This window comes from uncultured Actinobacillus sp. (assembly GCF_945915845.1).
Classification (GTDB): Bacteria; Pseudomonadota; Gammaproteobacteria; order Enterobacterales; family Pasteurellaceae; genus Exercitatus.
Genome location: NZ_CAMEFX010000011.1, coordinates 1 through 24,598 on the forward strand (window position 1 = coordinate 1; position 24,598 = coordinate 24,598).

General features: G+C 39.8%; 17 protein-coding genes, 2 tRNA genes and 1 pseudogene. 17 read left to right on the forward strand and 3 right to left on the reverse strand.

From position 1 onward, the window contains the following. The first annotated feature begins 129 nt into the window (after positions 1-129). The 4 genes from Q0O89_RS04470 (at position 130) to lpcA (ending at position 6,622) form a co-directional block, all read left to right on the forward strand. A tRNA-Val gene (locus Q0O89_RS04470) sits at positions 130-205 on the forward strand. An 83-nt stretch (positions 206-288) separates the two neighbouring features. Continuing rightward, positions 289-2,277, forward strand: coding sequence for an LTA synthase family protein (locus tag Q0O89_RS04475; protein ID WP_293730492.1), 1,989 nt, complete (start codon positions 289-291; stop codon positions 2,275-2,277). Then, on the forward strand, positions 2,278-5,727 hold the full coding sequence (gene mfd / locus Q0O89_RS04480) for a transcription-repair coupling factor (protein ID WP_293730493.1): 3,450 nt from the start codon (positions 2,278-2,280) through the stop codon (positions 5,725-5,727). Positions 5,728-6,037: 310 nt separating this feature from the next. After that, positions 6,038-6,622 (forward strand): D-sedoheptulose 7-phosphate isomerase, encoded by a 585-nt coding sequence (gene lpcA, locus Q0O89_RS04485; protein ID WP_135708927.1) that lies wholly within the window; start codon positions 6,038-6,040, stop codon positions 6,620-6,622. Positions 6,623-6,680: 58 nt separating this feature from the next. Here lpcA and Q0O89_RS04490 read toward each other — a convergent pair whose 3' ends face one another. Further along, a complete protein-coding gene (locus Q0O89_RS04490) occupies positions 6,681-7,586 on the reverse strand; it encodes a GntR family transcriptional regulator (RefSeq protein WP_273392698.1) in 906 nt (301 codons plus the stop codon). Positions 7,587-7,729: 143 nt separating this feature from the next. On the opposite strand from Q0O89_RS04490, the gene Q0O89_RS04495 reads away from it, so the two are divergent. The 8 genes from Q0O89_RS04495 to Q0O89_RS04530 are packed head-to-tail and all read left to right on the forward strand — an operon-like array spanning position 7,730 to position 16,187. After that, the gene (locus Q0O89_RS04495) at positions 7,730-8,737 is read left to right on the forward strand and encodes a zinc-binding alcohol dehydrogenase family protein (RefSeq protein ID WP_293730494.1); all 1,008 of its coding nucleotides are present in this window, start codon (positions 7,730-7,732) and stop codon (positions 8,735-8,737) included. Between the two features lie 34 nt (positions 8,738-8,771). Next, positions 8,772-9,758, forward strand: coding sequence for a C4-dicarboxylate TRAP transporter substrate-binding protein (locus Q0O89_RS04500; RefSeq protein WP_293730495.1), 987 nt, complete (start codon positions 8,772-8,774; stop codon positions 9,756-9,758). A gap of 60 nt (positions 9,759-9,818) precedes the next feature. After that, a complete protein-coding gene (locus tag Q0O89_RS04505; RefSeq protein WP_273392708.1) occupies positions 9,819-10,307 on the forward strand; it encodes a TRAP transporter small permease in 489 nt (162 codons plus the stop codon). A gap of 3 nt (positions 10,308-10,310) precedes the next feature. Continuing rightward, complete coding sequence (locus Q0O89_RS04510) at positions 10,311-11,603, forward strand: TRAP transporter large permease (protein ID WP_293730496.1); 1,293 nt, start codon at positions 10,311-10,313, stop codon at positions 11,601-11,603. 14 nt (positions 11,604-11,617) lie between these two features. Then, on the forward strand, positions 11,618-13,075 hold the full coding sequence (locus tag Q0O89_RS04515; protein WP_293730497.1) for a tagaturonate reductase: 1,458 nt from the start codon (positions 11,618-11,620) through the stop codon (positions 13,073-13,075). 14 nt (positions 13,076-13,089) lie between these two features. Then, complete coding sequence (locus Q0O89_RS04520) at positions 13,090-14,577, forward strand: altronate dehydratase family protein (protein ID WP_366516017.1); 1,488 nt, start codon at positions 13,090-13,092, stop codon at positions 14,575-14,577. Between the two features lie 9 nt (positions 14,578-14,586). Then, positions 14,587-15,531, forward strand: coding sequence for a sugar kinase (locus Q0O89_RS04525; RefSeq protein WP_293730499.1), 945 nt, complete (start codon positions 14,587-14,589; stop codon positions 15,529-15,531). 17 nt (positions 15,532-15,548) lie between these two features. Beyond that, positions 15,549-16,187: a bifunctional 4-hydroxy-2-oxoglutarate aldolase/2-dehydro-3-deoxy-phosphogluconate aldolase gene (locus tag Q0O89_RS04530; protein WP_293730500.1), complete on the forward strand. Its 639-nt coding sequence runs from the start codon at positions 15,549-15,551 to the stop codon at positions 16,185-16,187. Positions 16,188-16,281: 94 nt separating this feature from the next. Here the strand turns inward: Q0O89_RS04530 and tsaD are convergent, their stop codons facing one another. Continuing rightward, positions 16,282-17,316, reverse strand: coding sequence for a tRNA (adenosine(37)-N6)-threonylcarbamoyltransferase complex transferase subunit TsaD (gene tsaD / locus Q0O89_RS04535; protein WP_293730501.1), 1,035 nt, complete (start codon positions 17,314-17,316; stop codon positions 16,282-16,284). A gap of 282 nt (positions 17,317-17,598) precedes the next feature. Here tsaD and rpsU point away from each other — a divergent pair, with 282 nt between their 5' ends. The 4 genes from rpsU (at position 17,599) to Q0O89_RS04555 (ending at position 21,873) form a co-directional block, all read left to right on the forward strand. Then, entirely contained in the window at positions 17,599-17,814 is a 216-nt protein-coding gene (gene rpsU, locus Q0O89_RS04540; RefSeq protein ID WP_005701713.1) for a 30S ribosomal protein S21, read from the forward strand. Between the two features lie 110 nt (positions 17,815-17,924). After that, a complete protein-coding gene (gene dnaG, locus Q0O89_RS04545; protein ID WP_293730503.1) occupies positions 17,925-19,709 on the forward strand; it encodes a DNA primase in 1,785 nt (594 codons plus the stop codon). A gap of 81 nt (positions 19,710-19,790) precedes the next feature. Beyond that, positions 19,791-21,656: an RNA polymerase sigma factor RpoD gene (rpoD, locus tag Q0O89_RS04550; protein WP_293730504.1), complete on the forward strand. Its 1,866-nt coding sequence runs from the start codon at positions 19,791-19,793 to the stop codon at positions 21,654-21,656. 141 nt (positions 21,657-21,797) lie between these two features. Further along, positions 21,798-21,873, forward strand: a tRNA-Ile gene (locus tag Q0O89_RS04555). 52 nt (positions 21,874-21,925) lie between these two features. Here the strand turns inward: Q0O89_RS04555 and rhlB are convergent. Then, positions 21,926-23,128: pseudogene (rhlB, locus tag Q0O89_RS04560) on the reverse strand (ATP-dependent RNA helicase RhlB); the annotation flags it as partial. Positions 23,129-23,331: 203 nt separating this feature from the next. Here rhlB and rho point away from each other — a divergent pair. Further along, a complete protein-coding gene (gene rho / locus Q0O89_RS04565; protein WP_115636640.1) occupies positions 23,332-24,594 on the forward strand; it encodes a transcription termination factor Rho in 1,263 nt (420 codons plus the stop codon). Positions 24,595-24,598: the final 4 nt, after the last annotated feature.

The window sequence follows — 24,598 nt, forward strand, 5'->3', positions numbered from 1 at the left end:
CTCCCTTACAAGGAGGGGGTCACTGGTTCGAGACCGGTATCGCCCACCACTTAATGCCATAAAATCTAAACCTATTATTTTTTGAAGCTAGTATGCAAAAAACTGATGCAGTCTAGCAATAAAAATGAAGGGCGATTAGCTCAGTTGGGAGAGCACCTCCCTTACAAGGAGGGGGTCACTGGTTCGAGACCGGTATCGCCCACCACTTCTTTCTTATCTTCCTTTGAACTTCAATTTTAATTTCGTTATACTTCGCAACTATTGATATTTATTCGTAGGAATTTCGTTTTGTCTCTCGTTGCTTTAATTTTTACCCTTTGGATTTTATTTGCTTATTTTCAAGGAATTCTTTTCTTACACCGTTACCGTATGGTAAAAGCATTTATTTCTACCGATATTCGCCAAAATAAACAATATCAATCCGCTTTAACGCGAATGATGCGCCGCGGTGCGCAATTTGATGCAAAAGTTATCGCCATTATTCTTGCGCCATTTTTTCTTTTTGGTGCAGCAACTTTTTCATTTTTAAGCTTAAAAACCACCGCACTTTTCTGGGCAATTTATATCTTAATTTTTGCTATCGCGCTCATTGGTATTGTGGCAGGCAACTTTTATTACTATAAAACTTACAACAATTATTACGATATGTTTATGTTCGGCCTAGTAGAAGACGATACCAAAGCCGTGTTAAAAAATATCTATGACGATTATCCTGTTATTTCAGGCTCTCTCGCCGTGTTGCTATTGGCAGTGCTTCCCGCCGGCTTTGTTTATCACGCGTTATACGGCTGGTTTTTAGGTTTGGATGCCCATTGGTCTGTGTCCACGTTGCTTTTTGTAGGCACATTCCTTGCCTTAGCCTTTTTTGCCCGTGGCACAATTCATTCCACACCATTAGGCAAAAATCACGCCCAAGTGTCTTCTTTAGCCGTTATCAATAAATTAGTCCCAAATGGCGTAATTGCCATGGAATGGGCGTTCAAAGATCGTAAACGCAATATTCATTTTGATGCCGTCAATTTAGACGAAGGCAAAGCCTTAATGCAACAAGCTTTTGGCACAGATAGCTTGCTTGAGCGTACGCCTGTTAATCCTGCATTGGAAGAGATTAAACCTCATGTTGTATTTGCCTTAATGGAAAGTTTTGGTACGAACTATCTGGTTTTAGATAACCCTGAAACCAACGATTTATTGGGCGAATTACGACCGCACTTTGAACGCGATTTTGTATTCAAACGGTTTATTTCTGATTATGACGGCACCGCACCAACCTTGGCTTCGCTGTATTTTTACAGCCCCATTCAAAATATTAGTCAATCGGCAGCGCAGCAAATCTCGTTACCTTACAGCCCTTTTAAAACCTATAAACAACAAGGCTATCGTACGATATTTATCACGTCAGGTGGTTTAATGTGGCGCAACTTGGGCAACTATTTGCCGTTGCAGGGGGTAGATGAATGTTATGACCAAAATGACATTATCGAAGCCTTTCCCGAAGCAAAATCGACAATGTCTTATTGGGGCATTGCCGATGAATATGCTTTTGCCTTGGCAGAAAAATTACTGAAAGAAAGCGATGAACCTTTGTTCATCAATATCTTAAGTATGACTAATCATCCGCCCTATGAAGTCCCGAAACATTATCAAGCGGCGCGTATTAATCCGAATGTGTTAGCGGGAAAATTTGGCAACGAAGAAGAAAATCGTAAATCCCTTTCCACTTACCAATATGCCAATAACGCCTTGGGGCAATTTATTACGCAAGTGGCGCAAAGTGCGGTGGGAAATCGAACTATTATTGCCGCCACTGGGGATCATCACGTGCGTTGTGTACGTTTTGACGCGCCAAAACAGAATTTTATGGCGAAAGGCGTACCGTTTTATATTCATATTCCAACGGAATTACAAGGCAAACTTGCTCTTAAATTTGATCCAAATCGTATTGGTTCGCACAAGGATATTATGCCAACCTTGTACCATTTGAGCCTATCGGATGCGGAATACTGGAACCTTGGCGGACGTAATTTGTTAGCGGAGCAAGACAATGAAAACTATGCTTTTGCTTATAACGAAGGGCTTTATGCGGATAGCGAAGGGGTGAGTGATGGTGAGCATCTTGAACAATATTCTTGGCAAAACCCGACCGCACTTTATCCCGACAATCTCTGGGTTGGTGAGTTGAAAGCGGTGAGCGATAAAAAACGGGCGCGCATTCAAGCCTATAAACAACTTTTAACCTGGCAAATTAATTACTTAGTAAAAGGCGTAAAAGAATAAATGATCACGCAGTATTTTAATCTTGATATTCCAACGGAACCTAAGGATCACAAAATTCTTGGCAACGTGTTGCAAGGCGCAGACAGCCTTGCCATTAGCCAAGTGGCGCAAAATTACAAAGGATTGACCGTGGTTGTAACGCCTGACAACAAAAGTGCGGTGCGTTTAGAGCGCGTTTTAGCGGATTTTTATCAAGGCGAAATTCGTCTCTTTCCAGACTGGGAAACCTTGCCCTACGATGCCTTTTCGCCTACGCAAGAAATTGTTTCAACCCGTTTAAGCGCGCTGTTTTATTTGCAACAAGCCAATTCGGGGGTTTTAATTTTACCGATTAACACGCTCATGCAACGCCTTTGTCCACCTTCTTTTCTACAGAATAATGTGTTGTTGGTGAAAAATGGTGATCGTTTAAATATCGAACGTTTACGTTTGCAACTGGAAAATGCAGGTTATCGCGCCGTTGAGCAAGTGCTTGAACCCGGGGAATTTGCGGTGCGCGGTTCGTTACTTGACCTGTTTCCAATGGGAAGTGCGGTGCCTTTTCGCTTAGATTTTTTTGATGACGAAATTGATAGTATTCGCACCTTTGATGTGGATACACAGCGAACCTTGGAAGCTATTCCAAGTATTAATTTATTGCCGGCCCACGAATTCCCAACGGATGAAAAAGGGATCGAATTGTTCCGCACCCAATTTCGCGATACTTTTGGCGAAATTCGCCGCGATCCTGAACATATTTATCAACAAATCTCCAAAGGTACCTTAGCATCAGGGATTGAATATTGGCAACCTTTGTTTTTCGCCGAAATGGCCACCTTGTTTGATTACTTGCCAAAAAATACCTTATTTATTGATTTTGAACGCAATCCAATTCAAGCAGAACGTTTTTATGCGGATGCAGAACAACGTTTCGAAAGTCGCCGCGTGGATCCCATGCGTCCCTTGCTCGAGCCGGCTAAGCTTTGGGTCAAAATAGATGAAATTAATCGTCATTTAAAACAATACCCTAAATTAACGTTTAAAGAAGAAAAAGTGGCTCGCGCGTCGGTGCGACAAAAAAATCTGACGGTTTCAGCGTTGCCTGAAGTGCAACTGCAAGCACAACAAAAAGAACCGTTACAACCTTTGCGCCAATTTATCGAACAATTTGACGGAAAAATTCTGTTTTCGGTGGAAACAGAAGGTCGCCGTGAAACCTTGTTGGATTTATTAAAACCACTCAAACTGAAACCTAAACAAATTAAGACGCTATCTCACGCCGAAGAACAACATTTCAGTTTAATGGTAAGTCGCCTTGCCCATAGCTTTATTATTGAAGCTGAAAGTGCGGTGAAAATTGCGGTGATTTGCGAAACAGAATTGTTGGGCGAACGCGTTCAGCAACGCAGTCGTGATAGACGCAAATCCGTTAACCCCGATACATTAATTCGCAATCTTGCAGAACTCAAAATAGGGCAAGCGGTGGTACATTTAGAACACGGCGTAGGGCGTTACGGCGGTTTAGTGACTATCGAAAATGGTGGCGTGAAAGCGGAATATTTGTTGTTGACCTACGCCAATGACGCTAAATTATATGTGCCTGTCGCCAGTTTGCATTTAATTAGCCGTTATGTAGGCGGCAACGATGAAACCGCACCATTGCATAAACTAGGTTCAGATGCTTGGAGCAAAGCTCGTCAACGTGCCGCGGAAAAAATTCGAGATGTTGCCGCCGAGTTGTTGGATGTGTATGCCCAACGGGAAGCACAAAAAGGTTTTACTTTTAAGTATGATCGCGATGAATTTATGCAATTTGCCGCCACCTTCCCATTTGAAGAAACCTTAGATCAAGAAATGGCGATCAACGCTGTAATTTCGGATATGTGCCAACCTAAAGCCATGGATCGTCTTGTGTGTGGCGATGTAGGTTTTGGCAAAACTGAAGTGGCCATGCGCGCCGCATTTTTGGCTGTGATGAACCATAAGCAGGTCGCAGTTTTAGTCCCCACCACCTTGTTAGCTCAACAGCATTACGAAAATTTCCGTGATCGTTTTGCCAATTTGCCGGTGAACGTGGAAGTGCTTTCTCGTTTTAAAACGGCGAAAGAACAGAAAAAAGTGTTGGAGGAGTTGGCGGAAGGCAAAGTGGATATTTTGATTGGAACCCACAAACTTATTCAGTCTGATGTGAAATTCCACGATTTAGGTTTGCTAGTCATTGATGAAGAACATCGTTTTGGCGTGCGTCAAAAAGAGAAAATCAAGCAACTTCGTGCCAATATTGATATTTTGACTCTAACCGCAACGCCGATTCCGCGTACCTTAAATATGGCGATGAACGGTATTCGTGATTTATCCATTATTTCAACACCGCCGGCGCGCCGCTTAACGATTAAAACCTTTGTGCGTGAAAAAGACGATTTAGTGGTGCGTGAAGCAATTTTGCGTGAAATTTTGCGTGGTGGTCAGGTTTATTATTTGCACAATGATGTAGCAAGTATTGAAAATTGTGCAGAAAAATTGACCGCACTTGTGCCAGAAGCACGCGTCACCATTGGGCACGGGCAAATGCGCGAGCGCGAATTAGAACGTGTCATGAGCGATTTTTATCATCAACGTTTTAATGTGCTGGTGTGTTCAACCATTATTGAAACAGGTATTGACGTGCCAACGGCGAACACTATCATTATTGAACGTGCGGATAACTTTGGTTTGGCACAGTTGCACCAATTACGCGGTCGAGTCGGGCGTTCCCATCATCAAGCCTATGCTTATTTGCTTACCCCACACAAAAAATTAATGACCAAAGACGCAGTAAAACGCCTGGAAGCCTTGGAAAGTTTAGATAATCTTGGTGCGGGCTTTATTTTAGCCACTCACGATTTAGAAATTCGTGGCGCAGGCGAGCTGCTTGGTTCCGAGCAAAGCGGACAAATTGAAAGCATTGGTTTTAGCTTGTATATGGAATTGCTGGAAAGTGCGGTGAAAGCCATGAAAGAAGGACGCGAACCAAGTTTAGACGAACTCACACAACAGCAAGTGGAAATTGATTTACGTGTGCCGGCCCTGCTACCTGATGACTATCTTGGCGATGTCAATATGCGTTTGTCCTTCTACAAGCGTATTGCAGGTGCAGAAGATAAAGCGGCACTAGATGAGTTAAAAGTCGAACTTATTGACCGTTTCGGTTTATTGCCGGAAGCGACAAAGAATTTAATGCAGATTGCCGAGTTGCGCTTACTGGCGAAACAACTTAAAGTCATCAAAATTGACGCGACGGCAAATGGCGGATTTATTGAGTTCAACCCAACTGCAGATTTAGACCCAATGAAGTTCTTAACGCTCATTAAAGAAAAACCAGCGGTATATAAATTTGACGGACCAACTAAATTCCGATTTAGCTGTAATTTGGAGCAAGTGAAAGGGCGGTTGGAATTTATGTTGAACTTATTGAGTACCTTATTAAATTGATAATAAATCTCAAAAGCGCGGTCAATTTTTTCAAAGTTTTTGTTATACTAAAGAACTGTTAGTCCCCGTCTTTGACGCCCTTTTTTCCTGCTGATTTTTAGCTAAATTCAGTATGTTTGAGCGAAGCGAGTTCTGGAATTTAGCGTTAAAAAAATCAGCAGGAAAAAAGGAAAAAGCGGCAAAACCGGGGCGTGTTTCTTTTGCCTACTTTGCTTTGCACGAGCAAAGAAAAGTAGGTCGCCAAAGGCGAAATTCGATCTCTATTAACGGAGAAATGAGAGAAAAAAATTCAATTCAAAAGGAGAACTTTATGTACCTAGATCAAGTAAAAGCAGAATTATTAGAAGCCCAAGACGTATTACAAAAATTTATTGCTGATGAAAATAACATCAAGCTCATTCAAGAAGCGGCATTGTTAATTTCAGACAGCTTTAAACAAGGCGGTAAAGTATTATCTTGCGGTAACGGTGGTTCCCATTGTGACGCCATGCACTTTGCGGAAGAATTAACAGGTCGTTACCGTGAAAACCGCCCGGGCTACCCAGCTATTGCGATTTCAGATGTGAGCCATTTAAGCTGCGTGAGTAACGATTTTGGTTATGACTACGTCTTCTCACGCTATGTCGAAGCGGTAGGTCAAAAAGGCGATGTCTTATTTGGTTTATCCACCTCAGGCAACTCAAAAAACGTACTTAACGCCATTGAAGCCGCAAAAGCAAAAGGCATGAAAGTCATTGCTATGACAGGGAAAGACGGTGGAAAAATGGCAGGTTTGGCTGATGTAGAAATCCGCGTCCCACATTTCCGCTACGCCGACCGTATCCAAGAAATCCACATCAAGGTTATTCATATTTTGATGATGTTAATTGAATTTGAAATGGCGAAAGATGCATGATTTTGTGATTGTTTGGTAAGGGAAACCCACGTTTAGGCGTGGGTTTTGTATTATTGAATTAACTTACTGATATGCCAGCGATTAATGTTTTTTTAGCTGTTTGTAAATGGCGTTTAAGTTCATTTTTTGCAGTTTCATAATCTTTTGACAAAATAGCGACTAAGATCGTGATATGTTCTGATACAGCAAGAATATTGCGTGTCTGTAAATTTCGATTATCCCATTGATAATGAAAATGAAATATGAGTGATATGAGATCAATGAAATCATTAATAAATGGATTATTGGCTGCGGATAACAGTAAGGAATGAAATCGATGATCCAGCAAAGCAAAATCAGTATAACGATTTACAATATCTTTGCTAAGTTCCTTGTGTTCTTCGTATAAAAATTTCATATCAACCCAGCGAATATCATCTTTAGGCAACTCTATAAAGCATTTTAGCGCATGACATTCTAGCATTTCTCTCAATTCGAATAGTTTATCCGCATAATGCTGCGTAAATTCTAAAAGCTTCCATTGTCCATGTCCTAATTGAGTCACTAAATGAAAACGAGAAAATTGCGTAAGATAAGCTCTCACAGTTTGTACATCAACTTTAGCTGCCTTGGCGAGCTGTAATTCTGTAAAAATATCACTTGGCTTTATATGCTTTTTTTGTACCGCACTTTGAAAGTAGCTTTCTAACTGAAGAAAGTTATTTCCATTTGAGTTATTAACTTGTATATAGGACTGTTTATCCGCATCTGTTGGTGTGCGCAAAATGATCACTAAACCATCATCAATTTTAAATATCCCTTTTTCAACAAGATAATCAATAGCATGTTTAATCGTTGTTCTACTGACATTATAAATAGCAGCAAGATTGGTTTGCGATGGTAGGTAGTATTCAAATTGTTTAGTCATACATGCATCAATAAGCTGATTAATAATATCAATTCGAACGTTTAAATTCTTCGCCATAGCCCACCACAAAATAAAAAGCCGATAAAAAGCAGAAAAACAATTTCTTACTCACAATTCTACAATGAAAATAAGATTTCTTGGAATATCTTTAGAATAATGGCGTTGACATTAATTCTTACTTTATATTTTGAGGTATCACAATGAGAACATTAGTTTGTAAACAACCCCATGAATTAGTTTACGAAGAATGGGATACACCGGTAGCTAAAGATGACGGTATTGTAATGAAAATATCCGCGATAGGTATTTGTGGGACAGATATTCATGCCTATGGTGGTAATCAACCGTTTTTTGAATATCCACGTGTTCTAGGTCATGAAGCAAGTGGAATTATTTCTGAAATAGGTAAAAATGTTAGTCATCTCAAAGTTGGGCAACGTGTGGCATTAATTCCTTATGTATCTTGTGGGAAATGTGGAGCGTGTCTGTGCGGAAAAACAAATTGTTGCGAAAAAATCTCCGTTATTGGTGTTCATGAAGATGGTGCATTTAGTGAGTATGTCTCTGCTCCTGCAATTAATGTTATCCCAATCGCTGATAATGTTGATGATATTACTGGTGCACTCATTGAACCATTTGCGATTAGTGCGCATGCTGTACGCCGAGCTCAGATTTCTAAAGGGACTGATGTACTTGTTGTTGGAGCAGGTCCTATAGGGTTGGGCGCTGCAGCAATTGCTCATGCTGATGGAGCAAATGTTGTGATCGCGGATACTAGTGTTGAACGTAGAGCCCATATTCAAGCCAATATTCCCGAAGTTCCAGCTATAGATCCTATTAATGAAAAAATTGAAGATTATTTTAATGGTCGTTTACCTGAAGTGGTTATTGATGCAACAGGCAATCAAAAAGCGATGAATAATTCGGTATATTTAATTCGTCATGGGGGACGGATTGTTTTTGTGGGATTACATAAAGGAACAATTGAATTTAACGATCCTGATTTCCATAAAAAAGAAACCACTCTTATGGGAAGTCGTAACGCGACTTTAGAAGATTTTGAAAAGGTTCAGCGTTTAATGGCTGAGGGCAAAATTTCAGCCAATATGATGTTAACTCATACTTTTAAGTATGATGATTTAGCAGATATCTATGAAGAAAAAATTACGAAGAATAAAGCGTTAATTAAAAGCGTGATTATTCATTAATAACTTAACCTAGCCTAAATTATGAGAGGACATTATGAAACTACTAACTAAGTCATTTAAAACGCTTCTTTCTGCAAGTTTGTTAGGGCTTTCTGTTAATGCTTTAGCAGAAACAGAAATTATGATTGCTTACGGTAATCAACCTGGTGAGCCGATTGATAAAGCCATGCATTTTTGGGCTGATAAAGTAAAAGAAAAATCGAATGGAGACATTGTATTTAAGTTGTTTCCATCTAGTCAGTTAGGCAGTGAAACAGAAATTATGGAGCAAGCAAAATTTGGTTCCAACATTATTACTATTAGTGACTATGGCGCACTTATGGATCTTGTTCCTGATCTTGGTGTTATTAACGCCCCTTATATTAGTCAGTCTTTTGAGAAAAAATCTAAATTATTACATTCTGATTGGTTTAAAGATCTCAGTGCAAAATTAGATAAACACGATGTGCATATTATTGTGCCTGATGTAGTTTACGGTACTCGTCATCTATTAACGAAGAAATTAGTCACTAAACCTGAAGATTTAAAAGGTGTGAAAGTTCGTGTTCAACATTCCCGTTTATTCCTTGAAACAATTAAAGCGATGGGGGGTGTTCCAACACCTATGTCATTATCTGATGTGTACCCCGGTTTATCAGAAGGGATTATTGACGGTTTAGAAAATCCTGCTGTAGTTTTATTTGGTGGTAAATTCTATGAAGTCGCAAAAAATTTAAGTTTAACCGCTCACACTAAACATATGTCACCATTTGTTGCTGGTACAACATTTTGGAATAGCTTAACACCAGAGCAACAGAAAATTATCGTTGATACCAGCCGTGAAATGGTCGCTTTTGGGGCAACATTAATAAATGATGCTGAAAAAGAAGCATTAGACAAGCTAAAAGCGGCTGGAGTCACTATTACAGAAGTCGATTTGCCTGCATTTGAAAAAGCCGTAGGGGGAGTTATTTCAACAGGTTTCCCTGAGTGGTCACCAAATTTATATAAAAATGTTCAAGAAAAACTAGAACAATTCTAGTTGCTTCCGAGATTAAGGTATCTGTAGGTGCAGATACCTTCTATGAAAAAGGTGGTATTTATGAATATGAAAATTCATAAAAAGAAATTTTGGTTAAGTGATATTGATGAAATACTCGCGTCATTTTTCTTAGCATTAATCGTACTTCTTTCTGGCTACGGTGTAATTATGAGATATTTCTTGAATACACCAAGCGCTTGGGTTGAAGAAATTTGTGTTGTTTTCTTTATTTGGTTCACTTTCTTAGCATCGAGTGCATTATGTAAAAATAATGAACTTATTCGTATTGATTATCTATTAACAAAAATACCAGCTAAAGTGGCTAATTTTATTGATGGTGTAATCCAACCATTAATCATGATTTTTTGTTTGGGTTTTATGATCTATTTAGGTTTTAAATTATTACCTATGTCAAAAATGCGTTTTACGCCTGCATTGCAATTTTCTTATATTTATATTTACGCCATTATCCCAATTAGTGCGTTATTTATGCTCTATTATGAGTTAAGAAAAATTGTGTATTACTTCAAAATAAATAAAGGGGATTAAATTATGGACGTGATTATTCCTATTTCAATATTATTAATTCTTTTTATTATTGGAACACCTGTTGCATTTTGTATTTTCTGTTCTACCTTAAGTTATTTCTTAATGAGCCATCAACCTATGGTTATTTTAATCCAACGATTAGCTGGTGGTTTAGAAAGTGTTACATTACTTGCGATACCATTTTTTATTATGGCTGGTGTTTTTATGAATCACACTGGAATTAGTGAACGACTACTAAAATTCTGTGAGGTTTTAACTGGGCATATGAATGGTGGTTTAGCTCAAGTTAATGTTGCATTAAGTACGTTAATGGGTGGGTTATCGGGTTCAAATATTGCAGATGCTGCAATGAACTCTAAATTGCTTGTACCACAAATGGTTGCTCGTGGATACAGTGCATCATTTTCAGCAGCAGTGACTGCGGCAGGTTCTTTAATCACACCAATTATTCCACCTGGAATTGCAATGATCATTTATGGCTACGTAAATAATGTATCAATTGGTCGTTTATTTTTAGCTGGTGTTGTTCCAGGAACCATGCTTTGTATCTTGATGATGATCTTAGTCTCTATTATCTCTAAAAAACGGGGTTATTTGCCGATTCGTGAAAAACGAGCCAGCTGTAAAGAGATTGCCTTATCAGCTAAAGATGCAGTATTAGCTCTTTTGCTTCCGGTTATCATCATCGGTGGTATTCGTATGGGGGTATTTACACCAACTGAAGCCGGTGCAGTTGCGGTAATTTATGCGTTAATTTTAGGTATGTTTATTTACCGAAATATGGATATGAAAAAATTATGGCTAGCAACTCGGGAATCTGCATTGGGTGCTGCCAATGTGCTACTCATTATTTGTGTTGCGGTTGCATTTTCAAAATTTTTAACTTGGGAGCGTGTACCACAAGCATTGGCTGGATGGATGACAACGGTTGTAGATAGTCCATTAGCATTTTTAATGTTAGTAAACGTAGCATTATTAATTTTAGGAATGTTCTTAGAAGGCAATGCAATTATGATTGTGCTTGCTCCATTACTTGCTCCGATTGCTCATTCATACGGTATTGACCCTATTCATTTTGGTATTGTGTTTATCTTCAATGGTGCAATTGGCACGATTACCCCACCGTTAGGTACAGTGATGTTCACAACTTGTTCTATTACCGAAGTACCTATTGAGAAATTTATTAAAGATGTTATTCCATTCTGGGGGCTGTTAATTGTTGAATTATTATTGATTACCTATATTCCTTTAATTTCAACATGGTTACCGAATTTAGTTTATGGCGTAGCACAATAATTAGGAGAAATAAAATGAAACAACTAAACCGCACCAACTTCCCAGGTCGTCAACATCCAACTAAAATTATTCAATTTGGCGAAGGAAACTTTTTACGGGCATTTATTGATTGGCAAATTGATATATTAAATGAAAAGACTGATTTAGATGCAGGTGTTACTATAGTTCGCCCAATTAATACTGATTTTCCACCATTATTAAATATTCAAGATGGACTCTATACCACTATTATTCGTGGATTAGATGAGCGTGGAGAAAAAGTAAAAGAAAGTCGAATTATTCGTTCTGTCAATAATGAGATTAATATTTATCAAAATTATGATGAATATTTACAGTTAGCCCATAATTTAGATATCAAAATTATTTTCTCAAATACGACAGAAGCTGGAATTAGTTATAACGAAAATGATCAATTTGATGATAAACCAGCGGCGAGTTATCCAGCAAAATTAACGCGTTTATTATTTGAACGCTTTACCGTAGTGAATGGAAATAAGGCACATGGTTTTGTGATTATTCCTTGTGAATTAATTGATTACAATGGTGAACAGTTAAAAACACTCGTTTTGAAATATGCAAAACAGTGGCAGCTTTCAAATGAATTTATTGAATGGTTAGAAATAGCTAATACATTTTGTTCCACATTAGTTGATCGTATTGTAACAGGCTATCCACGCAATGAGGCAGCAGAGTTAGAAAACGAGTTAGGTTACACAGATAGTTTCTTAGATACAGCAGAACATTTCTATTTATTCGTTATTCAAGGTCCACAATCGTTAAAACAACTATTACGTTTAGATCAAGTTAATTTGAACGTATTAATTGTAGATGACATTAAGCCTTATAAAGAGCGTAAAGTTGCCATTTTGAATGGCGCGCATACCGCTTTAGTTCCAGTTGCTTATCTTTCAGGTGTCAATACTGTAGGTGAAGCAATGAATGATGCAGAATTATGTCAATTTGTTCAAAATACAATGGATAAAGAGATTATCCCTGTGTTGTCATTACCAAAAGAAGAATTGCAACAATTCGCTAATGCCGTCATTAAGCGTTTCCAAAATCCATTCATCCAACATCAATTACTCTCTATTTCGTTAAATAGTATGACGAAATATCGCACACGTAATTTGCCACAGCTATTGGCTTATATAGAAAAATATCAGAAATTACCACCGCACTTGACCTTTGCATTAGCGGCATTAATTGCTTTTTATCGTGGCGAACGAGATGGGCAGGACATTCCATTGCAAGATGATGAACATTGGTTAATGAATTTTAAAACATGGTGGCAACAAGTTTCGGCCGGTGAGTTATCATTAGTTCAACTTGTACAAAATGTTCTAAAACAAGAAACGCATTGGGAACAAGATTTGAGTCAGATTCCACAATTAGTTGATGTCGTTAGTGCGCAATTAGAAACGATTTTGGAAAAAGGTATGCGTCAGGCATTACGTCAATATTGTATGGATTAAGTGGAGATTTGATGATGAAGCAGTTTATCAAAATTCACAATCAAGATAATGTAGCAGTTGCCTTGCAGGATTTATCTGCAGGTCTATTACTTGATGTTGAAGGACAAAATGTCACTTTAAAAAATAATATCGGACGTGGACATAAATTTGCAGTCGTTGATATTAAGCAAAATCAAAATGCCATTAAGTACGGCTATCCTATTGGTCATACCTTATGTGATATTCGTGCCGGTGAACATATTCACATTCATAATATAAAAACAAATCTAAGTGACATTAATGATTATGAATATTTACCAAAAATGACCGCACTTTCTGAACAACTACCTGATAGAAATGTACAAATTTATCGTCGTAAAAATGGGGATATCGGTGTTCGTAATGAACTCTGGATTATTCCTACAGTGGGTTGTGTAGTGGGGATCGCGAATCAAATCAGAAAACAGTTTATGCAACAAAATGATTTAAGTGATATTGATGGCGTCTTTACTTTTAATCATAGCTATGGTTGTTCTCAATTGGGTGATGATCATGAGAATACTAAAGTGATGTTACAAAACATGGTAAAACACCCGAATGCAGGCGCAGTATTGGTGATTGGTTTAGGTTGTGAAAATAACCAAGTCAATGTATTCAAAGAAAGCCTTGGAGAATATGATGATAGCCGTGTGAAGTTTATGATTTCGCAACATTATGACGATGAAGTCACCACGGGTGTTGAATTATTACAGCAATTGTATGAAATAATGCGCCAAGATCGTCGTCAAACAGGTAAGTTAAGCGAAGTGAAATTTGGCTTAGAATGTGGTGGTTCAGATGGTTTTTCTGGCATTACAGCAAATCCAATGTTAGGCAAATTTTCGGATTATCTAATTAGTCATGGAGGTACAACCGTATTGACCGAAGTGCCTGAAATGTTTGGTGCCGAACGAATTTTAATGAGCCATTGTAAGAATAAAGATGTTTTTCAGAAAACGGTGAAAATGGTCAATGATTTCAAACAATATTTTATTGAACATCATCAACCGATTTATGAAAATCCATCCCCTGGAAATAAATCTGGCGGTATTACTACACTGGAAGATAAATCCCTTGGTTGTACCCAAAAAGCGGGGCATAGCCAGGTTGTAGATGTATTGAAGTATGGTGAACGTTTAAAAATCAAAGGATTGAATTTACTGAGTGCTCCTGGTAATGATGCCGTTGCAACCAGTGCATTAGCTGGTGCAGGATGCCATATCGTATTGTTTACGACAGGCCGAGGTACGCCTTATGGTGGCTTCGTACCAACCATGAAAATTGCCACAAATAGTGAACTTGCCCAAAAGAAAAAGCATTGGATTGATTTTGATGCAGGTCGATTAGTTTATAGTATGACGATGGACGAGTTGCTGCGTGATTTCATTGAATTAGTAGTGGATACAGTGAATGGTAAACCTACCAAAAATGAAATCAATGAATTTCGTGAATTAGCTATTTTTAAAAGTGGTGTAACGCTTTAGGGGAATATGATGAAAAAACTCGCCCTAATCGGTGAATGTATGATCGAGCTGAATGGTGAGCCGTTTGGGAATATGCGTCAAACCTATGGTGGCGATACGCTTAATACGGCAACTTATGTGGCTCGGGTGAGTTCGCCTGATGATATTGAAGTCAGTTATGTCTCTGCACTAGGCGTGGATAAGCTAAGTGAAGGGATGATTGCCCATTGGCAGGCGGATGGGATTAATACTCGTTGGGTGTTGCGAGATGCGGAACGTTCAGCAGGGTTGTATCTCATTCAGCTCGACAAACAAGGTGAGCGGACATTTCTTTATTGGCGTAACCAATCAGCAGCGCGTTATTTATTGCAACATCCGGATTACCCTAAGGTGTTATCGGCATTGAAAAATGTCGATATGATTTATTTAAGTGGTATCAGTCTTGCTATCTTGCCTGAAACTGACCGCACTTTGTTACTCGAACAGTTACGTGAATGGAAAAAATCAGGGGTGGAAATTGCCTTTGATAGTAATTTCCGTCCGAAACTTTGGGAAAGCCTTGAGCAAGCTCAGCAATGTTATCAAGCCTTGTTGCCGTTGGTGGATGTCGCTTTAGTCACCTTTGATGATGAAAGTCTGCTTTGGGGCGATGTGGATGAACAAGCAACAATTACGCGTTTATCCGCATTCCATATTCCGAAGATTATTGTGAAACAAGGCAGTCTCGGTGCTACGATTTGTGAAAAGGGAGTGCAACATTTTGTTCCAACGATACCTGTAGAACAGGTGGTGGATACCACCTCCGCAGGGGATTCCTTTAATGCCGGTTTTTTAGCGGGTTACTTGCAAAACAAACCGCTGAAGATTTGCTGTCAACAAGGTAATCAACTGGCAGGTATTGTGATTCAACACAAAGGCGCAATTATCGAAAAATCCGCCACCGCGCATTTACGTGCGTTATTTAATGAAAGATGAAAACGAAAGGATAAATTATGGCTTATAGCACAGAACAAATTATCGAAAAACTTCGTCAACTGAAAGTCGTCCCTGTTATTGCGGTAGACGAGGCGCAAGATATTTTACCCCTTGTGAAAACCTTGTCCGACAATGGCTTGCCTGTGGCGGAAATTACCTTTCGCTCTGCGGCAGGGGAAGAAGCTATCCGTTTAACACGCCAACATTTTCCCGATGTGTTGATTGCTGCCGGTACGGTATTAACCCCGGCGCAAGTGGTAGCGGCAAAAAATGCCGGTGCGGATTGTATTGTCACCCCTGGATTTAATCCGAATATTGTGAAACTGTGCCAAGAACTTGAATTGCCTATTACCCCTGGGGTAAACAACCCGATGGCGATTGAAGCGGCGTTGGAGTTAGGGATTCAAGCTGTGAAGTTTTTCCCGGCGGAAGCCAGTGGCGGCGTAAAAATGATTAAAGCCTTACTAGGCCCTTACAGCCACTTGCAAATTATGCCGACAGGCGGCATTTCCCCTGCCAATATCAAAGACTATTTAGCCATCCCTAATGTAGTGGCCTGTGGTGGTTCTTGGTTTGTGGATAAAGCGTTGATTAAGGCGAAGAATTGGGATGAAATTGGACGCTTGGTGAGAGACGTTGTGGCGCTAGTGAGATAAGTAAAAGGGCTTATAGCTAAGTAAAAAAGAAATTAAAAGTCAGTTTAATTTAGGATGCTATCTTAAATTAAACTGGCTTTTTTGTTGTTGAGCGTTAAATTGCCGGTAAGTCTGTCATTGCCCAGCGCGGTTTAACATCAATGGCTAAGTCGTTGTGTTCACCATTTTGTAAGCGAAGTGCGCCGATATAGGCGATCATTGCACCATTATCTGTGCAAAATTGGGGCGCAGGGTAGAAGACGCGCCCACCAAGTTCTGACATTAGTTCCGCTAAGCCTTGGCGTAATTGTTTATTGGCACTGACGCCGCCTGCAATCACTAAACTTTTATAACCTGTTTCTTTGAGTGCGCGTTTGCATTTTATGGCAAGGGTTTCTACGACGGCCGTTTGGAATGCGTGCGCAATGTCTGCTTTAGTTTGTTCAGTTAGTTCGCCTTCTGCTTTGATGGCTTGATTAATGGTATTGGCCGCGGCGGTTTTTAAACCTGAAAAGCTGAAATCTAGTCCGGGGCGATCTGTCATGGGTTTAGGAAAGATAAAACGCCCTGCTGTGCCTTTTTCTGCTAAGCGCGAAAGTGCCGCACCACCGGGGTAATCTAACCCGAGCAATTTTGCTGTTTTATCAAAAGCTTCACCTGCTGCGTCATCAATACTTTCGCCCATCACTTCATATTTTCCTACGCCATCGACTTTTACTAATTGAGTATGCCCGCCTGAAACCAGTAAGGCAATAAAAGGAAAGTGCGGTCGATTTTCAGGTTGTTCTAACATCGGTGCAAGTAGATGCCCTTCCATGTGATGAACGCCAACTGCAGGGATATTCCAAGCATAAGCGAGCGAACGCGCAATAGTAGAACCCACTAATAATGCGCCCACAAGCCCAGGGCCTGCAGTGTAAGCAATACCATCAATTTCGTCCGCAGCCAGATTCGCTTCTTTAAGTGCCGCTTGAATTAATGGCGTTGTTTTACGAATATGATCGCGCGACGCCAACTCGGGGACGACACCACCGTAATCGGCATGCAATGCAATTTGGGTATAAAGTTGGTTTGCGATTAAGCCTTGTTCGGTGTCATAAATCGCGACACCTGTTTCATCGCAAGAAGTTTCAATGCCTAAGACTTTCATTTTATTCTCGATGTATTCAAAATTAATGGAAATTTTACCGCACTTTTGTGTGATTGTCGCTCTATCAGGTAAAGTTTGAGAAAATAAAAAAATCCCATTTAACTTGCGATGGAACGTGACCGGATTGTGAATTTTTGAGGAAAGATCCTTTAAGATCTAAATTTAAACTTTACTTTTACTACTAAACTAGAGTAGAATTGCGACCCTTATTGAGTAAGTTGCTCAGTAATTTTGCAAAATTAACTTAAACTTATTATCAAATTTTATTAGAGGTGATGGCATATGCCAGTAATTAAAGTACGTGAAAACGAATCATTTGACGTTGCATTACGTCGTTTCAAACGCTCTTGCGAAAAAGCAGGTATTTTAGCAGAAGTTCGCGCTCGTGAATTCTATGAAAAACCAACGACTATTCGTAAACGTGAAAACGCAACTCGTGCAAAACGTCACGCTAAACGCGTAGCTCGCGAGAATGCACGTAATACACGTTTATACTAATTCGTCACGTTAACGAATTAAAACTCGAGTTAAACAAACCGTGGTGCCAGTGGGATCGCGGTTTTGTTTTCTTTAGGTAGTTTTATTTTTTAGGTGCAAGAGGATTCACTATGGCAGGTCTTATTCCACGCGATTTTATTAATGATATTATTGCGAAGGCGGATATTGTTGATGTGGTGGGTTCTCGCGTTAAACTAAAAAAAGCAGGTTCGAACAATTATCAAGCTTGCTGTCCTTTCCATCATGAAAAGACCCCATCTTTTACCGTTAGCAAAAATAAGCAGTTCTATCATTGTTTTGGGTGTGGTGCCCATGGTAATGCCATTGGTTTTTTAATGGATTACGATAAATTAGAATTCGTAGAAGCGGTAGAAGAATTGGCAAGTATGCTTGGATTGGATGTTCCTCGCGAGCAAAGTGCGGATAAAAAATCTGTTAAATCACAAGTTAGCTACAAAGCGAAAAAAGATCTTTATGAACTGATGCAAGAGATTGCACAGACTTATCAAGCGGAATTGCCTAAACATGATAGTGCATTGGCTTATTTACAGCAACGGGGTCTGTCGGCCGAGGTTATTCAACGTTTTGGTATCGGTTTTGTGCCTGATGTGTTTGATTTTGTATTGAATAAGTTTGGGCAAACGAAAGATGACCAAGCGCGCTTATTTGATTTGGGCATGTTAAAGCGTAGCGAACGTGGTAAGGTTTATGATACTTTCCGTCATCGTGTGATGTTTCCTATTCGTGACCGCCGTGGGCGTACCATTGCTTTTGGTGGACGTGTGTTGGGGGATGAACGCCCGAAATATTTGAATTCATCGGAAACCCTTACCTATCATAAAGGCAATGAGCTTTATGGTTTATTTGAAGCTTTGCAAGTGAATGATAGTCCTGACATGTTGTTGGTGGTGGAAGGGTACATGGATGTGGTGGCATTGGCGCAATTTGGGGTTAATTATGCTGTTGCTTCATTGGGAACTGCCACCACACCTGAACAAATTCAATTAGCGTTTCGCTCAACCGAGCAGATTGTTTGTTGTTATGATGGTGACCGTGCGGGACGTGATGCGGCGTGGCGCGCGTTGGAAAATGCGTTACCTTATTTGGAAGATGGTCGTCAGTTGAAATTTATTTTCTTGCCTGATGGGGAGGATCCTGATACCTATATTCGTCAATACGGTAAAGAGGGATTTGAACAATATATTCAACAGGCGCAGAGTTTGGAAGCATTTTTGTTTGAACATTTGTTGAAACAACAGATTGATTTGGCAACGAAAGAGGGAAAAAGTAAGTTAGCGGCGTTGGCTGTGCCTTTAATTAATCGTGTGTCTGGTGAAACCTTGCGCTTATATTTGCAAAATGCTTTGGGACAGAAGTTGGGGATTATTAATCCTAGTCAACTGGAGAAACTTTTTACACGGCACCCTAAAGGTGAGCATTCTGCAGTAGTTTATGCTAAAAGTGCGGTGAAAAAGCCCACTGAAATTAAGCGAACACCGATGCGAGTGATGGTGGCATTGTTGTTACAAAATCCACAATTAGCACAATTACCTTATGATTTAGGTCTTTTTAAAGCCTTAAAAGGCGATGTGGCAGGTTTAGATTTACTCGAAAGTTTAACGGTGCTTTGCCGTGAGAATGTGGGTATTTCCATGGGGCAGATTTTAGAGCATTATCGTGATACAAATTTTGCAAAGCCTCTTGAAATGCTGGCCATTTGGGATCATCTCATTGAAGATGAACAAGTTGAGACTACTTTTGTGGATACTTTGGCTTACTATGCAAATCAATTAACAGAGCAACGAATTGAAGAATTAATTGCCAAGGATCGCAGTGGCGGTTTAGACGCCCAAGAAAAACAAGAACTTGTGCAGTTATTGACCTGTAGAAAATAAATTAGAGAAAGCATAGATTTAGTGGTAAAATTACTGCTATTTCTAACGTCAACATCATAAATTAATCAAAGGCGGATTCTTATGGATCAAAATCCACAATCACAACTGAAATTGTTAATCGCCCAAGGGAAGGAGCAGGGGTATTTAACCTTTGCAGAAGTGAACGATCATCTTCCTGAAGAATTGGTAGATACCGATCAAATTGAAGACATTATTCAGATGATTAATGATATGGGTATTCAAGTGCTAGAAACTGCACCTGATGCCGATGATTTAATTTTAAATGAAAATATCACTGACACAGATGATGATGCAGTGGAAGAAGCGACACAAGTGCTTTCTAGTGTGGAAGCAGAACTTGGTCGTACGACCGATCCCGTGCGTATGTATATGCGTGAAATGGGGAGTGTTGAGTTATTGGACCGTGAAGGTGAAATTGATATTGCTAAACGAATTGAAGATGGTATCAATGAAGTACAAAGCACTGTTGCTGAATACCCGGAAGCCTTGTCTTTCTTGCTAGAGCAATATGCTTTAGTTGAAGAAGGTTCGGTACGTTTGGGGGATTTGATTACGGGGTTTGTTGACCCGAATGAAGTGACTGACGAAGTGGCTCCGGAATTAGATGATGAACTGGGGGATGAGGAAGAAAGCAGCGATCTTGCTTCATCGGATACTGATGATGAAGAAGAGGGCGATGATAACGATAGCTCTAGTGATGATAGTGATAACTCTATTGATCCTGAAGTGGCTCATGAGAAATTTACTGCACTTAAAGAGCAACATGCGAGAACGCTTGCAATGATCGAAAAACATGGTCGTTCAAGTAAAAAGGCAAAAGATGAAATGAAGTTATTATCGGATATCTTCACACAATTCCGTTTAGTTCCGCGCCAATTCGATAGTTTAGTGATCCCAATGCGTGACCTCATGAAACGTATTCGTGCAGAAGAGCGTCAAATTCAGCGTTGGGTTGTGGATTATGCAAAAATGCCAAAAGAGGATTTCTCGAAAGCATTTAATGCGACAAAAGAAACAGATGATGCTTGGTTAGTGAAAGCATTAGACAGCAATAAACCTTATGCGGAGAAACTGGAAAAATACGCTGAGGATATTCGTGTAGCCATTGCGAAATTGCAACATATTGAAACTGAAACTAATTTAACGATTGCGCAAATCCGCGATATTGGTGATCGCGTGGCACAAGGGGAATTAAAAGCTCGCCGTGCGAAAAAAGAGATGGTGGAAGCAAACTTGCGTCTTGTGATCTCGATTGCGAAGAAATATACCAACCGTGGTTTACAATTCCTTGATTTAATTCAAGAAGGTAACATTGGTTTGATGAAAGCGGTAGATAAATTTGAATACCGCCGTGGTTATAAATTCTCAACCTATGCGACCTGGTGGATTCGTCAAGCGATTACGCGTTCAATCGCAGATCAAGCGCGCACAATTCGTATTCCGGTGCATATGATTGAAACGATTAATAAATTAAATCGTATTTCACGTCAATGTTTACAAGAAATGGGACGTGAGGCAACACCAGAAGAATTGGCTGAACGCATGGGGATGCCGGAAGATAAAATCCGCAAAGTATTGAAGATTGCAAAAGAGCCGATTTCCATGGAAACACCAATTGGTGATGACGATGATTCACATTTAGGTGATTTTATCGAGGATAACACGCTCGAATTACCATTGGATAGTGCAACAGCACAAAGTTTACGCGCCGCAACTCACGAAGTGCTTGAAGGCTTAACCCCAAGAGAAGCGAAAGTATTACGTATGCGTTTTGGTATTGATATGAATACAGACCACACGCTTGAAGAAGTGGGTAAACAATTTGATGTAACGCGTGAACGTATCCGTCAAATTGAAGCCAAAGCATTGCGTAAATTACGTCATCCAAGTCGTTCAGAAACCTTGCGTAGCTTCTTGGATGAATAGTAATTGAACAAATAACATTCAGATAAAACAAAGGTCTAGCAAAAACTAGACCTTTTTTCTTGATATTTTATGCGCTGTCCTAGACTTTACGTCAATATTTCAATATAATCGACCGCACTTCGCATTCGCGAAATCTCTTCCGCCCCCATAGCTCAGCGGTCAGAGCAGGCGACTCATAATCGCTTGGTCACTGGTTCAATCCCAGTTGGGGGCACCAAATTGACTTCTTATTTATTCTTAAAGCGTTTCAAACTTCCCGTATTTATTTGCTCACCACGCGGAATCCGTAATGGTTTTGGTAAATCCTCGATCAATGAATCAGGATCATATTGGCTCACAGGAATATGATGTCCAATGTAATCTTCAATCGCCGGCAAGTTCATGGCATATTGCTCACAGGCAAAGCTAATTGAAACGCCACTTTCACCCGCGCGCCCCGTTCGTCCAATGCGATGAACATAGTCTTCACGGTCATCAGGTAGATCGTAGTTAAAAACGTGGGTGACATCGGGAATATGCAGTCCTCGCGCGGCTACGTCTGTCGCTACGAGAATATCGAGTTCCCCTTCTGTAAATTGTTTGAGTAAGCTTAACCGTTTTTTCTGGACAATATCGCCGGTTAGCAACCCCACACGGTGTCCATCTGCTGCAAGATAGCCCCAAATTTTTTCGCACTCATGTTTGGTATTGGCGAAAATAATGCAGCGTTCCGGCCATTCTTCTTCAAGCAGGGTCATCAACAATGGTATTTTATCTTCATTGGATGGGTAGAAGAGTTCTTCCTTGATACGGTGTCCGGTGCGTTGCAGTGGCTCAATTTCCACATATTCAGGGTTATTCATATCTTCAAATGCCAATTCACGTACTTTGTAAGAGAGCGTGGCAGAAAAAAGCATGGTTAAACGATGTTGTGGACTTGGGCATTTACGTAATAAGTAACGGATATCTTTGATAAATCCTAGGTCAAACATGCGGTCAGCTTCATCCAACACCACCACTTGAATGTGGTTCAGGCTAATAATTCCTTGCTTCACGTAATCAATGATGCGACCTGTCGTACCGATTAAGATATCTACACCTCGTTCAATAGCTTTGAGTTGTTTATCATAACCCTCACCGCCATAAGCAAGTGCGGTGCGTAATTGCGTTGTTTTAACCAACAAGTCGGCATCCTTAGCAATTTGTACAGCCAGTTCACGTGTTGGCGCAAGAATTAATGCGCGTGGTTGGTTTGAAATAAATTCGGGCTGGTGTTCAAGTAAGTGGTGGAACGTGGCCGTTAAGAATGCCATCGTTTTACCTGTACCTGTTTGAGCTTGTCCGGCGACATCTTTACCTTGTAGGGTGATCGGTAAGGATAAAGCTTGAATTGGCGTGCAATATTCAAAGCCATTATTTTTTAGTGCAGAAAGAACTTGAGAGTTTAAAGGTAAATCTGCAAAACGTTGTTGAGAGAGATGTTCTGTTGTCATAATGTTCAGTATGAATAAAAATTACTGCTAGCATAGCATGATATGCAAAATATCCCTAAATTTAACCGCACTTTTTGCTGAAAATACGTGGAAAAGCTAGACAGGACACTTATTTAGTGATACCTTTACGCCTATTCTAAAACAGCATATTAAAGAAAAATGCTGGTCAAAGTGTCCAATCAAATTAATTCAACATTTCAATTATGCATTTAACAGAACTGAAAAATACGCCTGTATCAACTTTGGTTGAACTTGGCGAGGGGCAAATGGGCTTAGAAAATTTAGCTCGTTTACGTAAACAAGACATTGTTTTTGCTATTTTAAAACAACACGCGAAAAGCGGTGAAGATATTTTTGGCGGCGGTGTTTTAGAAATTTTACCCGATGGCTTTGGTTTTTTGCGTTCAGCAGATAGCTCATATTTAGCCGGTCCTGATGATATTTATGTTAGTCCAAGTCAAATCCGCCGCTTTAACTTGCAAACAGGGGATAAAGTCGAAGGAAAAATTCGTCCACCGAAAGAAGGCGAACGTTATTTTGCCTTGTTGAAAGTGGATCAAGTTAATGATGACAAACCTGAAGTCTCACGTAGTAAAATTTTATTTGAGAACTTAACCCCATTACACGCCAATTCACGTTTACGTATGGAACGTGGTAATGGCTCCACAGAAGATTTAACTGCACGTATTTTAGATTTAGCTTCACCAATCGGTAAAGGTCAGCGTGGTCTGATTGTTGCTCCGCCAAAAGCGGGTAAAACGGTTTTACTGCAAAATATTGCGCAAAGCATTACCCATAACTACCCTGAATGTGAGTTGATTGTGCTATTAATTGATGAACGTCCGGAAGAAGTAACAGAAATGCAACGCACGGTACGTGGTGAAGTGATTGCATCAACCTTTGATGAGCCTGCTGCGCGTCATGTTCAAGTGGCAGAAATGGTTATCGAAAAAGCGAAACGTTCTGTTGAACATAAAAAAGACGTTGTCATCTTGCTAGACTCTATTACACGTTTAGCTCGCGCTTACAATACCGTTACGCCGGCTTCAGGCAAAATTCTTTCTGGTGGTGTGGACGCCAATGCATTACATCGTCCAAAACGTTTCTTTGGTGCAGCACGTAATGTAGAAGAAGGCGGCAGTTTAACCATTATTGCGACCGCACTTGTGGATACAGGTTCGAAAATGGATGAAGTAATTTTCGAAGAGTTCAAGGGAACGGGGAATATGGAATTACACTTATCACGCAAAATTGCAGAAAAACGTGTATTCCCAGCCATTGATTTCAACCGTTCAGGTACGCGTAAAGAAGACTTACTCACCACACCAGATGAATTACAAAAAATGTGGATTTTACGAAAAATTCTTAATCCTATGGGTGAAGTGGAAGCGATGGAATTCTTGATTGATAAATTAATGGTCGCGAAAACTAACGAAGAGTTTTTTGAAATAATGAAACGCTCATAAAACG